Raw genomic sequence first — 14,796 nt, 5'->3', positions numbered from 1 at the left:
CCCGAATGAACGACCTCCCGAGCCGGGCTCGCCGGCTGCTGTGCCGCCTGTGCGTGCTGCTGGTGCTGGCGGCGCCCCTGCTCGGCCCGCGTGGAGCCGTCGCAGCGCAGCGCTACGACCAGGAGGCGGGCCTGCCGAGCGCGCAGGTGCAGTCGCTGGCGATGGACGCGCGCGGCTTCCTGTGGGTCGGCACCCAGGATGGCGTGGTCCGCTTCGACAGCCATCGCTTCCTGCCCATCGATGTCGACGCCGGCTTCCGCACGCCCGATCCGCATGTGCGCCGCATGCTGGCCGTGCCCGGCGCGGTTTATCTCGCGACGCGCTCGCGTCTGCTGCGCTTCGATCTGGAAAGCGAGCGCCTGGATGAGCTGCGCTCCGGCGAGGAGGAGATCGTCGGTGTCTATGCGCTGAAAGCCGATGCCAACGGTTCGATCTACGCGGGCACCGAGGCCGGCCGGCTCTTCCGCTGGCGGGACGCCGACTGGCGGACGCCGCTGCAGCCGCTGCGCCTGCTCGATGCTGAAGGCCAGCCGTGGCGCGAGCCGCTGGCCATCAATGACCTGGCCGTCGGCGCGTCGACACTGTGGCTGGCCACCCTCGGCGGCATCCATGCCCTTGATCCGGAGAGTTTGCGCCTGCGCTTCCAGCCGCTCGACCTGCCGCAGGTGCAGGGCGGCCGCGCGCACGTGTCGGCGGTACACGAGGACGCCCAGGGCCGGCTGTTGGTCGGCTTCTGGAACGATGGCCTGGCGCGCTTCTCGCCCGCCACCGGGCGCACCGACTGGTTCCATCCCAGCCTCGGCAACAGCGGCGCGCTGCGGGCGACCAGCCTCTACAGCTTTCTCGAACGTGGCGACCGGCTCTACATCGGCAGCAACCGCGGGCTGGTCGTCCATCGCCGGGACTGCGACTGCCTGCGCGGGCTGAACCTGCCGGAATGGGAGGCCCGCGAAGGCAGCGGGGTGATCATCACCAGCCTTGCCGCGGAGTCCGGCGAGGACGGCCTCTGGGCTGGCGTCTGGGGCTCGGGCCTGGCCCGCTTTTCGCGCTTCGACGAAGCCATCGAGCGCCAGCAGCCGATCGACGGGCGCAGCGATGCGCTGGGCCATCCGATGGTGTCCTCGCTGCTGGTCGACCGGCGTCAGCGGCTGTGGATCGGCACCTATGGCTCCGGCGTGCACTGGGTGGACGCGGACCAGCGCCGTGCGGGCCTGCACTGGCCGCTGCAGCGCCTGCCCTTCGGCGAGCGGCGGGTGGAGTCGCGCTTCATCTGGCATCTGCGCGAGCTCGGGGATGCGATGCTGGTCGGCAGCGGCTACGGCCTGTTCCGCTGGAACGGTGCGCAGCTGCAGGACGTCGACGCCGCCCTGCAGAGCCTGCGCAGCAGCTTCGACCTTGGCGATGGCCGCCTGCTGATCGGCACGGGCTGGGGACTGTTCCTCGATGCGCGTGGCGGTCGCGGGCCCGTGCAGCGGGTTGCGCTGGAGGGCGTGGACGGCCGGCCGGTGTGGTCGATCCAGCGCTGGCGCGACGAGATCTGGGTGGGCACCGACCGCGGCCTGCTGCGTCTTGATGCGCAGCTGCAGCCGCGCGCGCGGGTGGCAGTGGGTGCTGACGAGAACAGCCTGCCGGGCGCGGTGGTGTGGGCGCAGAAGTTCGACGCCGCAGGGCGCCTGTGGCTGGCGACCTCGGGCGGGCTGGTCGTCGTGCCGGCCGAGGCCGGCGAGCCGCGCTTCCTGCGCCAGACGGCGCTGATCGAGGCCGGCATTCGCAGCGTCAACAGCATCGAGTTCGATGCCGCGGGCAGCCTGTGGGCGGGCTCGCCGCGCGGCTTGCTGCGCTACTGGCCGCAGACGGGCGCGCTCGATCTGCTCGAAGCCCGCGACGGCCTCTTGAGTTCGCAGCAGAACAATGGCGCCAGCGCCAATGATGGCGAGCGGCTCTACTTCGGCGGCATCGGCGGTTTCATCGCCTTCCGCCCCGAAGACATTCCGGCGCGCAGCGCGAACCTGCGGCCGAGCGTCGTGAAGTGGCGGCTGGGCCAGGGCGAGTGGCGGCCCGGCAATGGCGAGATCGCGCTGGCGCACGGCCATGCGCCGCTGCAGGTCGAGTTCAGCGCCTTCCACTATGACCACCCCGAGCGCGTGCGCTACGCCTATCGCTGGCATCCCGCGGAAACCGAGTTCACGCCGCTGGGCGACGCCCACAGCGCGGTGTTCAGCCGCCTGCCCGCCGGTCGCCATCGACTTGAGCTGCGCGCCCAGCTGGAAGGCGTGGCGCCCGCCGCGGCCGAGGGCGTGGTGCTGCAGGTGGCGGTCGCCCAAGCCTGGCACCAGAGCCTGTGGGCGCGACTGCTGATGGGCTCGGCCCTGGTGCTGGCCTGGATCGGCTTCCACCGTCTGCGCCTGCGCCAGGCCAGGCGCTATGCGCAGGGCCTGGAGCGCGAGGTCGGCGAGCGCACCCGCGAGCTGCGCGTCGCCAAGGAGGCCCTCGAACAGGCCAATGCGCGCCTGCGCCGGCAGGTGGCGATGGATCCACTGACCGGGCTGGCCAACCGACGTGCGCTGTTCGATGCGGTCGAGGCCCGGCAGGATCGCGCCCGCGCTGCCGGCGTGCTGCTGATCGATCTCGATCACTTCAAGCGCATCAATGACCGTCATGGGCATGACGTCGGCGACGCCGTGCTGGTCGACTTCGCCGGCGTGCTGCAGCGTGAGGTGCACCGCGACTGCCTGTGTGCGCGCTACGGCGGCGAGGAGTTCCTGGTGCTGCTCGACGAGGCCACGCCTGCCGCGCTTGCTGCATTGGCCGAGCGTCTGCTGACGGATGTGCGCGCACGCAGCCTGCGGCTGGAGGGTCATCCGCCGGTGCACTACACCATCAGCATCGGCGTGGCCTTGGCCGCGCCTGATGAGCCGGTGGTGGCGGCGATCCAGCGCGCCGACCGCGCGCTGTACCAGGCCAAGCACGAGGGCCGCGACCGCTGGGTGCTGGCGCCCGAGGCGGCGAATCTGGGCCGCTGATCCGCGCGTCAGCGCGGCCCTTGCCGCGCGCGGGTCGTGTCGGATGTCAGTTGGACAGCAGCGCCGCGCGGGTCTCTTCGACGAAGGCGCGCACCTCGGGAAAGAAGGCCTCGAAGCCGGCCTCGGCCTCGGCTTCGTGCTGGCGCAGGGTCGGCAGGCAGGCGACCAGGCCCTCGCCGCCGCGCGAGAGCCGGCGCGCGATCCGCGTCACCGCGCGGTCGACGGTGTCGCGGTGGCGGTAGCTGCCCAGCCAGTCGCCAGAGGCCATCAGCGGGGCGATCGCGGCGAGCCGCGGCGGCAGCTCGGCCGCGGCCTCCGCGAGCACGCGGTACGCGCGCTGGCTGAAGTCATGCAGCGGCGGGTCCGCATGGCGCGGCCAATCGCGCGCCAGCAGGTGGTCGAAGTACACGTCGATCAGGATCCCCGCATAGCGGCGCTGGCCCTCCGGGAACGTCGCCTTCAGGGCGAGCACCTGCGGATGCCGATCGGTGAATCCATCGATGCGGCGATGGATCAGGATCTCGCGCCGCACGATCGCGGGCCAGGCTTCGAACGCGCTGCCGGCCACGAAGTCACCGAGCAGGGCGCCGAGCAGACCTTCGTCGCTGTGCTCGGCCAGCAGCAGGTGGGCGAGGTAGTTCATGGGCGGCAGTATCGGCCGACGCGCGCCCCGGACGCAGTCATGCCGAGCACGGAATGGGCTGCGCCTTCATGTTCGCGCAGGGCAACGCTGAAGAGTTCAGCGTTGTCGCGCGCCATGGAGGGCGCGCCCGTGGATCCAGCGCGTAAGCGCTTGATCCAGCGCGACCGAGCGCAGCGAAGGCGTCGCCGCGTAGCGGCCGAACGAGTCCGGACCTGCGCCGGACTCGCGATCCTTGATCAAGGCCAGGATGGACTTGATCAGTGTTGCCCTGGACAGATTCACTAGAATCCGGCCCATTCGAGACGAGCGGAGCACCCTTCGATGCGCACGCACAGCCTGCTGATGGCGACGACCCTGGCCCTGCTGCCGGGCCTCTCGATGGCGACCGATGGGCAGGAGGCCTGGCGCCTGATGCCGGCTGAGGCGCGTCGCGCGCCGACCGAGCTGCCGGCACGGAGCGCGTACGCGGTGGCCACCGCTCCGGCGGTCCTGGCCGCTGCACCCGCCACCCTGCGCCTGCCGTTTCCGCAGGGTGAGCGCGAGGCGCTGACGCTGGAGATCGAGCGGCATGCCGAGGACCGCTACACCTGGCGCGGCAGCCTCGACGACGCCGGCGACTATCCGGCCGTGCTCAGCGTCGCCGGCGACGCGGTGGCCGGCTTTATCAGCGCGCCCGAGGGCATCTGGGAGCTGGTGCCTTCGACCGTCGCCGGCGAATCCTGGCTGATCGAACTCGATGGCGATCGTCTGCCGCCGTGCCGCGGTCCGGTCGATCCCGGCCCTGATGGCCCCGCGCATCCGTCCGCCGGCGCGGTGTCCGCGCTCAGCGACAGCGGCGACCAGGTGGACGTGCTGCTGATGTACTCGCCGGCCGCGCGCGACGCCGCCGGCGGCGTCAGCCAGATCAGCGCGCAGGCGCAGGCGGCGGTCGATTCGGCCAATACCGTGTTCGCCAACAGCGGCATGCGCATGCGCTTCCGCGTGGTCGGCATCGAGCTGCTGGAGGGCTGGGTCGAGGGCACGTCCTCGGCCAGCACCGAGCTCGGCCTGTTCCGCTCGAATGCAAGCCAGCAGGCGCGCCGCAACGCACTCGCCGCCGACATGGTCAGCCTGCTGGTCGCCAACCTGCCCGGCGCCTGCGGCATCGGCTACGTGATGCGCAGCCCGGGTGCAGGCTTTGCCAGCAGTGCAGTGCAGATTACCGATCGCGACTGCGCGGTCGGCAATCTGAGCTGGGTCCACGAGCACGGCCACAACATGGGCTTCGAGCACGATCCTGCCAACGGCACCTCGCCGACCAGCGCGTCCTACCCGTGGTCCTTCGGCCACTATGTCGAAGGCCAGGGCGCTCAGTCCTTCCGCACGGTCATGGCCTATCAGTGCCCGGCTGGCGGCTGCACGCGGCGGCCCTACTTCTCCAGCCCGCGGGTCAGCTTCAACGGCTTCCCGACCGGCGTGGTCGACCAGCGCGACAACGCGCGCAGCGGCGATCTGGTGGCCGACATCGTTGCCAACTTCCGGGTGGCGCAGACCTGGCAGGGCTTCGCCAACGGCTTCGAGGCCTCGCCCTGATCGGCCTTCGGATCCTGTGCAGCGGGTGGCGACTGCCGGCCTGTTGCCTCGCCCTGTGCATCGCCGCCCTGGTCGGCTGCGCCAGCGCCCCCGAGCGCCGGCACCCGCAGCGCAGCGCCGATGAGGTCCGCGCCCAGCTGGTCGATCTGCTTCCCCCGCGTCTGGAGCAGCGCGAAGGCTGGGCGCGGGACATCGAGGCGGCGTTCCGCCACCTTGACCTGCTGCAGAGCACCGACAACCTGTGCGCGGCGCTGGCGGTGATCGAGCAGGAAACCGGCTACCGCGCCAACCCGACGGTGCCCAACCTGCCGCGGATCGCCCGCGCCGAGATCGAGCGGCGGGCGGCGCGGCTGAAGATTCCGAAGGTAGCGCTCTCGGCAGTGCTGCGCCTGCCCTCGGGGGATGGCCGCAGCTTCGAGCAGCGGCTGCAGGCCCTGCGCACCGAGAAGGACATGAGCGATCTGTACGCCGAGCTGATCGCCCGCGTGCCGCTGGGTGAGACCCTGTTTGACGCAGCCAACCCGGTGCGTACCGGCGGCTCCATGCAGGTGTCGATCGCCTTCGCCGAAGCCCACGCGAAGCAGCACCCCTATCCCTATGCGGGTGCGCGGTCGATCCGCGACGAGGTGTTCAGCCGGCGCGGCGGCGTCTATTTCGGCATCGCCCACCTGCTGCAGTACCCCAGCAGCTACGAGCGCCATCTCTTCCGCTACGCCGACTTCAACGCGGGCTGGTACGCCAGTCGCAATGCAGCCCTCCAGCAGGCGCTGAGCGCGCTCAGCGGGGTCCGGCTGGCGCTGGACGGCGACCTGATCCTGCCGGATCCGGGGCTGTTCGAACGCAGTCGCAGCGAGACCGAGCGGGTGGCGCTGTCGCTGTCGACGGTTCTGGGCCTGAGCGAGGCGCGGATCGCGCGCGACCTGCGCCGCGCGGATCGGTTTGACTTCGAGCAGACCGATACCTGGCGTCGCGTGTTCGAGCGCGCCGATGCGCAGGCCGGCGCGCCGCTGCCGCGTGCACGCGTGCCGCAGATCCGGCTCAGCAGCCCCAAGATCACGCGCAACCTGACGACCGAGTGGTTCGCCGAACGGGTCGAATCGCGCTACCGGCAGTGCATCAACCGGGCCTATCGCGGCGCCGGCTGAGCGTGGCGCCGCTCAGAAGCTGATGAACAGCCCGCCGTTGACCGGAACCAGCGCGCCGGTGATGTAGCCCGAGCCTTCGGCGGCGAGGAAGTCGACCACGCGGGCGATCTCGCCGGGCTGGGCAATGCGGCCCACCGGGATCTGTTCGAGGATCTTCTCGCGGATCGGCGCTGGGATCGTCTGCACCATCGGCGTGTCGCAGTAGCCGGGGGCGACCGAGTTGACGGTGATGCCCTTGGCCGCGACTTCGCGCGCCAGCGCCATGGTGAAGCCATGCACGCCCGCCTTGGCGGCGGCGTAGTTGGTCTGGCCGAACTGGCCGGTCTGGCCGTTGATCGAGCTGATGTTGACGATGCGGCCGTAGCCCAGCGCGATCATCGGCTCGATGGCGGGCTTGCAGAGGTTGAACAGGCCGTCCAGGTTGACGCCCAGCACCGCGTCCCACTGGTGTTTGCCGAGCTTGCGCAGGGTGGCGTCGCGGGTGATGCCAGCGCTGTTGGCGAGCACGTCCAGACGACCGTGGCGCGACACGATATCGGCCACCGCCTGCTGGCAGGCCTCGAAGTCGGCGACGTCCAGCGCGATCGCCTCCAGCGAGGCCAGTCCCGGGCGGGCGCGCAGCTCGGCCAGACGCGCCTCGGGCAGATGGATGTCGGCCGCGATCACGTGGTGGCCGCTGGCCGCCAGCGCTTCGCAGATCGCCGCGCCGATGCCGCCGGAACCGCCGGTGACGAGGGCGACGCGCTGGAATATTGAGTTCGTCATGCGATGGCGATCGGGCACAGTGGCAGGTGCCGGCGGTGCTGCGCCGGCAGCAGCGTTTCAGGAGGCAGTCGGTTCGACCGCGAGGGCAGAACTCAGCGGTTGCGCGTGCGGCCGGTTGGCGGCTCGGCTGCCGCCGGCGCTTCGGATTCGCCGGTCTTCTCGGTCGGTTTGCCGGCACCGGGGTTGAAGCCGCCGGGCCGCATCACGCCTTCCTGGAAGCTCTTCCACAGGTCGAGGTTGCGTTCGGTCAGCTGGTTCAACATCGAGAACGGCGTCTTGCCCAGCAGGCTGTTGAGCTGATTGCGGAACTGGTGCTGCTGGTCGAGAAACAGCTGCATGCTGCGCTCGAGGTAGCTGCCCATGAAGCCCTGCAGGCTGTCGCCGTAGAAGCGGATCACCTGGCTCAGCAGCTGCGTGCTGAACATCGGATTGCCCTTCTCCTCGTGCTCGGAAATGATCTGCAGCAGCACGGAGCGCGACAGGTCCTCGCCGCTCTTGGCATCGCGGACTTCCACCTCTTCGCCGTCGACGATCAGCTGCCGGACGTCCTCCAGGGTGATGTAGCTGGAGATCTCGGTGTCATAGAGGCGACGGTTCGGATACTTCTTGATGACCCGGGGCTTGGGCATGGGCGTCGATGCTCTCGGTGTGGCGACCACTGGATGCGACAGCCTGGAACGGCATATCGCCGTGCGGAAGCGGTGGAAGATGGCACAGGCCCGTCCTGGGCATCCCGGGGCGATGGTCACGGTATGAAGCAACGTCTGCAGTGCATGCGTTGCCCGCGGCGACCGGTTCCCGACGCGTCGTGCGCTTCGGCGGGCAGCGTCAGCGCCGCCCGCCGATAGTTTCACATGTTACCAGCCCATGTGGTGGCCGCCGTTGATGTCGAGGTTGGAGCCGGTGATCCACGCGGCTTCCTCGGAGACCAGGAAGGCCACGGCATAGGCGATCTCCTCGGGCTTGCCCAGGCGCCCGGTCGGGATGTCGGCGACGATCTTGGCGCGCACTTCCTCGGGCACGGCCATCACCATGTCGGTGGCGACATAGCCCGGCGAGACCGTGTTCACGGTGATCCCGAGCTTGGCGTTCTCGCGCGCCAGCGAGATGGTGAAGCCGTGCATGCCCGCCTTGGCGGCGGCGTAGTTGGCCTGGCCGTACTGGCCCTTCAGGCCGTTGATCGAGCTGATCTGCACAATGCGGCCCCACTTGCGATCGCGCATGCCGTCGATTACCGGACGGGTCATGTTGAAGCACGAATTGAGATTGGTGTTGATGACGTCGTGCCACTGCTCGGCGCTCATCCGGTGGAAGGTGCCGTCGCGGGTGATGCCGGCATTGTTGACCAGCACCTCGATCGGCCCCAGCGCGTCGGCCACGGCACGGGCGATGGCGGCGCCGCCCTCGGGGCTGCCGATGTCGCCGGGCACGATGGTGATGTCGAAGCCCTCGGCCCTCAGCGCGGCCTGCCACTCGCGGGCCTTGGCCTCGTTGCGGTAATTGGTGGCCACCTTGTGGCCGGCCTGCGCCAGCCGCTTGCAGATTGCCGTGCCAATGCCGCCCGTACCGCCCGTCACCAGCGCAACGCGTGCTGTCATGCTCCCTCTCCCGTTTTCAGCCGGCTTGTCGTCAGGCAGTCGCCCAGGCCGGATCCGGGCGACAGCCCCCGAGTTTATACAGGGCTTTCGACCGTGGTTTGACGATCGGCAAACTGTGGTTCGGAAGTCACACAGCTGAATTCGAATTCAGCGGCCGCGCGCGTCAGCAGGGTGGCGACACTGCCGGCATCGGCGAGCACCGCGGGTGGCTGGCCGAGCGCTGTCCAGCACCAGCGCAGCGCCGGCAGCGGATCGCGCGGATCGATCGGCAATGCCGACAGCGACTTCGACAGCTTGCGGCCCTCGCTGTCGACCACCAGCGGCAGATGCGCGTATACCGGCGTGGCAAGGCCCAGCGCGCGCTGCAGCAGGATCTGCCGCGGCGTCGAATCCAGCAGGTCGGCACCACGCACCACGTCGGTGACGCCCTGTTCGGCGTCATCGACCACGACGGCGAGCTGATAGGCCCAGCAGCCGTCCGCGCGCTTCAACACGAAGTCGCCGACTTCGGCATCCACCGACTGCTCGATCGGACCATGAACGCGGTCGATGAACCTCACCCGGGCCGCTGCATCACCCGGCACCCGCAGGCGTATGGCCTCGGCGTGGCCGGACGGCCGCGGCACGCAGGCACGGTGGATGCCGCCGCTGTGTGCAAGGTCGCTTCTGCTGCAGCGGCAGGAAAAAGCGAGTCCGCGCTCCAGCAGGCTGGCGATTGCCGTCCGGTAAAGTTCTCCGCGGGCGTGCTGCCAGACCACGGGGCCGTCGCCTTCGAGTCCGAATGCGCGCAGGGTGTCGAGCTGGCCGGCTGCGGCACCGGGCATTTCCCGCGCGGGGTCGATGTCCTCGATGCGCAGCAGCCAGCGCCCGCCAACGCTGCGCGCCATCAGCCAGCTGCCAAAGGCCGCCAGCAGGGAGCCGAGGTGCAGTGGCCCGGTAGGCGAGGGCGCGAAGCGTCCGGTGTAGCCTGAATGCGGGTTCAGGCGCTGGCTTGAACTGGCCTGCACAGGCCCCACTCCATGCTGTCAGTCGCCCGAGCCGGGCTTTCAACGTCGCTACGAGGAACCGTCCAATGAAACGCATCGCCCTGTTTCTGGCGACCAATATCGCGGTCCTGCTGGTTGCCAGCATCGTACTGAATCTGCTGGGCGTCGACGCCTACATGGCCAGCCGCGGCCAGAACCTCGGCGGTCTGATCGTGTTCGCCGCCGTGTTCGGCTTCGCCGGCTCCTTCATCTCGCTGGCGATGTCGAAGTGGGTCGCCAAGCGCGGCACCGGCGCGCAGGTCATCGAGCAGCCGCGCAACGAGATGGAGGCCTGGCTGCTGCAGACCGTGCAGCGGCAGGCGCAGATGGCCGGCATCAAGTGCCCGGAAGTCGCGATCTACGATGCGCCGGAGATCAACGCCTTCGCCACCGGCCCCAGCCGCAACAACTCGCTGGTGGCGGTGTCGACCGGCCTGCTGCGCGGCATGAGTCGCGACGAGGCCGAGGCCGTGCTCGGCCATGAGGTCGCCCACGTCGCCAACGGCGACATGGTCACGATGGCCCTGCTGCAGGGCGTGCTCAACACCTTCGTCATCGTGCTCTCGCGCCTGATCGGCAGCTTCGTCGACCGCGTCATCCTGCGCAACGAGGAGGGCGGCGGCATCGGTTTCTTCGTGGTCAGCCTGATCGCCCAGGTGGTGCTCGGCATCCTCGCCTCGATGATCGCCATGGCCTTCTCGCGCCATCGCGAGTTCCGCGCCGACGAGGGCGGCGCAAAGCTGGCTGGCCGGCAGAAGATGATCGCCGCGCTCGAGCGCCTGCAGGCCCAGCACGGCGAGAACACCCTGCCGCGCGAAGTCGCCGCGTTCGGCATCAGCGGCCACATGGCGGCCGGCCTGCAGCGCCTGTTCATGAGCCACCCGCCGCTGCCGGAGCGCATCGAGGCCCTGCGTCGCGCGGCCTGATCCTCGCGAACGCCCGCCGAATACCCGAAAGGCCCGGAGCGATCCGGGCCTTTCGGGTATTCGGTCGATGCTCTGGCTTCAGATGTTGAAGTCGTAGTTCATCTCGGGCGAGGGCGCGGCAAGGAAGTTGCCCTGCACGAAGTGCACCGAGCTGGTGAACAGCACGGTCATGCTGGCGGCATCCTGGACGAACTCGGCGATCGTGGACTTTCCGAGCTCGGTCGCCCGCGCGGCCAACTCGCGCACCTTGGCCTGGTGCTCGGTGTTGCGGCCCAGATCCTCGGTGAAGCTGCGATCGAGCTTGAGCATGGTCGGATCGAGGTGCTTCAGCACGTCCAGCGAGTGCGTGCTGGCGCCGAACTGCTCCAGGCACAGGCCGCAGCCGAGCTTGGCCACCGCGCGCTGGAACTCCTTGGCGCCCTTGAGATAGGTCATGACCCGGGTCTCGGGCACGCCGAACACCAGCTGTTCGCCGCGCACCCCGGTCTGCTTGAGCAGGTTGGCGATCCAGCCGGGCAGGCTCGGGTCCTGCATGCTCTGCGGGGTGATCTTCACCAGCAGGCGGCGCTCGTGCTCGGACTTGACCTTGGCCAGCACCGCGATCGCGTGCGACAGCACCCAGCGATCGACCTTCTCGATCAGGCCATGCTCCTCGGCGATCGGCAGGAAGGCCAGCGGCGGTGCGATCTCGCCGTCGCCCACGCGCATGCGCAGCAGGGTCTCGTAGAACTCGACCGCCTCGCCCTGCAGGCTGATGACCGGCTGGTAGTGCAGCATGAAGTCGCCGGACTTGATGGCCTGCTGGATGCGCGCCACCCAGGTGCGCACGCGTTCCTCTTCGGCGCGGTCGCGGGCGGCCGGATCGAACAGCGAGAGGCGGTTGCCACCCTCGGAGATCGCCGCCTGCAGACACTGGCCGGCCTTGCCCAGCACCTGCTGGGCCGGGCCTGATTTCTCGCTCATCTGCACGCCGCCTATGCTCACGGTGAGCGTCGCTGAGCGGCTGCCGATTTCCAGGATGTGGCCCTCGAAGGCCGTGCGCAGGCGTTCGGCCAGCTCGCGCGTCTGCGCGTGGTTGCTGCCGCGGCAGAGCAGGCCGAAGGTGTGGTCGGCGAAGCGCGCCAGCAGCATTTCGTCGCCGAGCGTATGGCGCAGCAGGTGCGCGGTGTCGGCGAGCAGGGTGTCGGCGTGGCCGAGGCCGATGTCGTTCAGCAGGGTGCTGAAGTTGTCGACTTCGATCAGCAGCACCGCCTGGTCCTTGGCGCCGTTTTCGGCGCGGGCGGCCGCGGCCTCCAGCTCGGCCAGGAACACCTGGCGGTTCAGCAGGCCGGTGACCTGGTCGCGTTCGCGCAGGGTCTGCAGCTCCTCGCTGTCGACGAACTGCTTGCGGAACACGATCTGCAGGCAGGGCTCGCCCTCGTAGCTGGCGCGGGCGAACTCCATGACCGCATCGAAATCGATGCCGTCGGCGCGCATCGCCTTCAGTTCGAGCTTGTCGGGCGGCGGCTCGCCCTTGCCCAGACGCTTCAGCAGGGCTTTGAACTCGGTCGCATGGCTGGGCGCGATCAGGTCGAGCAGGGGCATGCCCTCGACTTCCTCGAAGTCGGTGTAGCCGAACATCTCGAGGTAGGCATGGTTGGCACGGATGTGCATGCCCTCGTGGGCATAGGCGATCGGGTCGCGCGAGGAATCGATCAGGGCGTCGCAGCGGCGCGCGGTCTCGCGCAGCGCTTCTTCCAGGCGCTGCTGGCTGCGCCGCGCCTCGTTGCTGGCCCAGGCGTGCTTCAGCGTCGGCAGCACCTGCTCGGGCCGCTGGCGCAGGACGACATGGAATGCGCCCAGCGCGCTGGCCTCGATCAGCAGTTCCTCGTTGATCGAGGTGTGGCTGGCGACCAGGGCGACCGGCTTGCCGGAGCGGCGGATCGCCTGGGCGACGTCGGCAAACGGCAGCCGCTTGCAGGCCCATGCGGCGACGACCAGGTCGGGCAGCTGCTTGCCCAGCTGCTCGTTGAGCTCTTCGATGGTGTCCGGGCGCGAGGTGCGCACGGCGATGCCACCGTTGCGCAAGGCATTGATGACGGATTCCGCGTCTTCGAGGGTTTCCTCGATCTGCGACAGACGGATCACGGTTTCCTGCTTGGCCATCGAACTCCCTTGAAACTGCGATTGCGGCCGGCGCGCAGCCCACGGCCGCACCCGGCCGGACCCGCCCCCCAACGGACCCTAGGCTGGTGTTGTGAACGGCGACCCGGCGATGCCTTCCATCGACCCTGGACCGCCGCAGGTCGGCCAAAACCCCACGCTGACGACCTGTTCTGCAAGGGCACGGAGTGTGGCCAAAACGGCCGACATCCGCAAACGCAAGCCGCGTGCCAGAGCGTCTCTGCGGGCGGCGTCACATTTCCGTCGTGAGTGCGAGCGGCAGTTTGCTGGCGGCCCCGGCCACTTCGCGCACCAGACGCGGCACGAGGTAGCCGGGCAGCCGCTTCCGCAGCGCGGACTCGATCGCCAGGGCGTCAGCATCCGGCACCTCGAAATGCGCGGCGCCGGCGACCCGGTCGAGCTGGTGCAGGTAATAGGGCAGGGAACCGGCGGCAAAGCTGGCCTCGGCCAGTTCGACCTGGGCCGCGACCGAGTCGTTGACGCCGCGCAGCAGCACCGCCTGGTTCAGCACGGTCAGGCCGGCGCCGCGAAGGTCGGTCAGTGCGCGCGCGACGGATTCGTCGAACTCGCGGGCGTGGTTGGCGTGGATCACCATCACCTTCTGCAGGGGCAGGGCGGCCAGCCAGTCGAGCAGTTCGGCATCGACGCGCTCAGGCAGCACCACCGGCAGCCGGCTGTGGATGCGCAGGCGACGCACCTGCGGCAGGGCGAGCAGGCGCTCGCCCAGCTCGCGCAGCTTGGCGGTCGACAGCGACAGCGGATCGCCGCCGCTCAGGATCACCTCGTCGACGCTGGGGTCGGCTGCGATGGTGTCCAGCGCGGCCTGCCAGGCGTTGGCCGCGGCGCTGTCCTCGCCATAGGGATAGTGCCGACGGAAGCAGTAGCGGCAGTGCACGGCGCAGCTGCCGGTCGCAACGAGCAGGGCGCGCCCCCGGTATTTCTGCAGCACGCCGCGGCCGCTGCGGGCGGCCGCGTCGCCCACGGCGTCGAGGCCGAAGCCCTCGACCTCGAGCGTTTCCAGATCCAGCGGCAGGACCTGGCGCAGCAGTGGATCGGCCGGATCGCCGTGGCGCATGCGCGCCACGAAGCCGCGCGGCACCCGCAGCGGAAAGCCGGCGGCGTCCGCGGGCAGGCGCTCGGCCAGCGCCTCCAAACCCAGCATCCGAAGCAGTTCCAAGGGATCGGTGACAGCTTCCCGCCACAGCCGACGCCAGTCACGAGCGGGCTCCGCGGCCGCGGCGGGCTGCGCGATCCGCGGGTTTGCGCTTATCATTTCGCCTCTTTGGCCGGCGATTCGCCGGCGATCACCGCAAACCCCATAGTCTAGCCGCAGCCCGCGGCTCGCACCTCAATCCCCCGGAGCACGCATGGCGACCTACGGCCTGAACGACGTCAAGAACGGACTCAAGATCATCCTGGACGGCGACCCCTACGTCATCGTCGAAGCCGAGTTCATCAAGCCGGGCAAGGGCCAGGCCTTCACCCGCATCCGCGTGCGCAACCTGAAGAACGGCCGCACCACCGAGAAGACGCTGAAGGCCAACGAGACGGTCGAAGGCGCCGACGTGGTCGATACCGACATGCAGTACCTGTACACCGACGGCGAGTTCTGGAACTTCATGCAGCCGGACAGCTTCGAGCAGTTCAGCGCCGACGCCACCGCCATGGGCGACGCGGCCAAGTGGCTGAAGGGCGAGGAGATGTGCGTGATGACCCTGTGGAACGGCGCGCCGCTGTCGGTGGCGCCGCCGAACTTCGTCGAGCTGCAGATCGTCGAGACCGACCCCGGCGTGCGCGGCGACACGGCGTCCGGCGGCGGCAAGCCGGCCAAGCTGGAAACCGGCGCGGTCGTGCGCGTGCCGCTGTTCATCGAGAACGGCGAGGTGATCCGCTGCGACACCCGAAGCGGCGAATACGTCAGCCGAGTCAAGTGAGA

11 protein-coding genes and 1 pseudogene are annotated in these 14,796 nt (G+C 69.5%); 5 read left to right on the top strand and 7 right to left on the bottom strand.

The genetic code is table 11. The features are described from left to right. The first annotated feature begins 5 nt into the window (after positions 1-5). Positions 6-3,023, top strand: a complete 3,018-nt coding sequence (locus Q0654_RS03395) for a ligand-binding sensor domain-containing diguanylate cyclase (RefSeq protein ID WP_298850475.1) — start codon at positions 6-8, stop codon at positions 3,021-3,023. Between the two features lie 46 nt (positions 3,024-3,069). Here the strand turns inward: Q0654_RS03395 and Q0654_RS03390 are convergent, their stop codons facing one another. Continuing rightward, entirely contained in the window at positions 3,070-3,666 is a 597-nt protein-coding gene (locus tag Q0654_RS03390; protein ID WP_298850473.1) for an ACP phosphodiesterase, read from the bottom strand. A gap of 321 nt (positions 3,667-3,987) precedes the next feature. Here Q0654_RS03390 and Q0654_RS03385 point away from each other — a divergent pair, with 321 nt between their 5' ends. Next, positions 3,988-5,238 carry a M12 family metallo-peptidase gene (locus Q0654_RS03385; protein WP_298850471.1) on the top strand — a complete coding sequence of 417 codons (1,251 nt, stop codon included), beginning with the start codon at positions 3,988-3,990 and terminating at the stop codon, positions 5,236-5,238. 32 nt (positions 5,239-5,270) lie between these two features. Further along, on the top strand, positions 5,271-6,383 hold the full coding sequence (locus Q0654_RS03380; RefSeq protein WP_298850714.1) for a DUF1615 domain-containing protein: 1,113 nt from the start codon (positions 5,271-5,273) through the stop codon (positions 6,381-6,383). Positions 6,384-6,395: 12 nt separating this feature from the next. Here Q0654_RS03380 and phbB (Q0654_RS03375) read toward each other — a convergent pair whose 3' ends face one another. The 4 genes and pseudogenes from phbB (Q0654_RS03375) to gluQRS all read right to left on the bottom strand — a co-directional run bounded on the left by phbB (Q0654_RS03375) (position 6,396) and on the right by gluQRS (position 9,753). Continuing rightward, positions 6,396-7,148, bottom strand: coding sequence for an acetoacetyl-CoA reductase (phbB, locus tag Q0654_RS03375; RefSeq protein ID WP_298850469.1), 753 nt, complete (start codon positions 7,146-7,148; stop codon positions 6,396-6,398). Between the two features lie 212 nt (positions 7,149-7,360). Next, positions 7,361-7,777: pseudogene (gene phaR / locus Q0654_RS03370) on the bottom strand (polyhydroxyalkanoate synthesis repressor PhaR); the annotation flags it as partial. Between the two features lie 228 nt (positions 7,778-8,005). After that, entirely contained in the window at positions 8,006-8,746 is a 741-nt protein-coding gene (gene phbB, locus Q0654_RS03365) for an acetoacetyl-CoA reductase (RefSeq protein WP_298850467.1), read from the bottom strand. A 74-nt stretch (positions 8,747-8,820) separates the two neighbouring features. Then, positions 8,821-9,753: a tRNA glutamyl-Q(34) synthetase GluQRS gene (gene gluQRS / locus Q0654_RS03360; protein WP_298850465.1), complete on the bottom strand. Its 933-nt coding sequence runs from the start codon at positions 9,751-9,753 to the stop codon at positions 8,821-8,823. Between the two features lie 65 nt (positions 9,754-9,818). On the opposite strand from gluQRS, the gene htpX reads away from it, so the two are divergent. Beyond that, positions 9,819-10,697, top strand: coding sequence for a protease HtpX (gene htpX / locus Q0654_RS03355; RefSeq protein WP_298850463.1), 879 nt, complete (start codon positions 9,819-9,821; stop codon positions 10,695-10,697). Positions 10,698-10,775: 78 nt separating this feature from the next. Here the strand turns inward: htpX and Q0654_RS03350 are convergent, their stop codons facing one another. Together Q0654_RS03350 and epmB are read right to left on the bottom strand one after the other, a co-directional pair. Further along, on the bottom strand, positions 10,776-12,842 hold the full coding sequence (locus Q0654_RS03350; RefSeq protein WP_298850460.1) for an EAL domain-containing protein: 2,067 nt from the start codon (positions 12,840-12,842) through the stop codon (positions 10,776-10,778). Positions 12,843-13,092: 250 nt separating this feature from the next. Beyond that, positions 13,093-14,133 (bottom strand): EF-P beta-lysylation protein EpmB, encoded by a 1,041-nt coding sequence (gene epmB / locus Q0654_RS03345; protein WP_298850457.1) that lies wholly within the window; start codon positions 14,131-14,133, stop codon positions 13,093-13,095. A gap of 94 nt (positions 14,134-14,227) precedes the next feature. On the opposite strand from epmB, the gene efp reads away from it, so the two are divergent. After that, complete coding sequence (gene efp, locus Q0654_RS03340; protein ID WP_091237484.1) at positions 14,228-14,794, top strand: elongation factor P; 567 nt, start codon at positions 14,228-14,230, stop codon at positions 14,792-14,794. Positions 14,795-14,796 lie beyond the last annotated feature (2 nt).

The sequence above is a fragment of the uncultured Aquimonas sp. genome, from assembly GCF_937888285.1.
In the GTDB taxonomy this organism is placed as follows: domain Bacteria; phylum Pseudomonadota; class Gammaproteobacteria; order Xanthomonadales; family Xanthomonadaceae; genus Aquimonas.
This window is presented reverse-complemented; position numbering and strand designations above follow the sequence as displayed.

Bases quoted from the DNA above. Each gene is read 5' to 3' on its own strand.
- phbB (WP_298850467.1), bottom strand. From the start codon at position 8,746: ATGACAGCACGCGTTGCGCTGGTGACGGGCGGTACGGGCGGCATTGGC.
- phbB (WP_298850469.1), bottom strand. From the start codon at position 7,148: ATGACGAACTCAATATTCCAGCGCGTCGCCCTCGTCACCGGCGGTTCC.
- epmB (WP_298850457.1), bottom strand. From the start codon at position 14,133: ATGATAAGCGCAAACCCGCGGATCGCGCAGCCCGCCGCGGCCGCGGAG.
- efp (WP_091237484.1), top strand. From the start codon at position 14,228: ATGGCGACCTACGGCCTGAACGACGTCAAGAACGGACTCAAGATCATC.
- Q0654_RS03395 (WP_298850475.1), top strand. From the start codon at position 6: ATGAACGACCTCCCGAGCCGGGCTCGCCGGCTGCTGTGCCGCCTGTGC.
- Q0654_RS03390 (WP_298850473.1), bottom strand. From the start codon at position 3,666: ATGAACTACCTCGCCCACCTGCTGCTGGCCGAGCACAGCGACGAAGGT.
- Q0654_RS03350 (WP_298850460.1), bottom strand. From the start codon at position 12,842: ATGGCCAAGCAGGAAACCGTGATCCGTCTGTCGCAGATCGAGGAAACC.
- htpX (WP_298850463.1), top strand. From the start codon at position 9,819: ATGAAACGCATCGCCCTGTTTCTGGCGACCAATATCGCGGTCCTGCTG.
- Q0654_RS03385 (WP_298850471.1), top strand. From the start codon at position 3,988: ATGCGCACGCACAGCCTGCTGATGGCGACGACCCTGGCCCTGCTGCCG.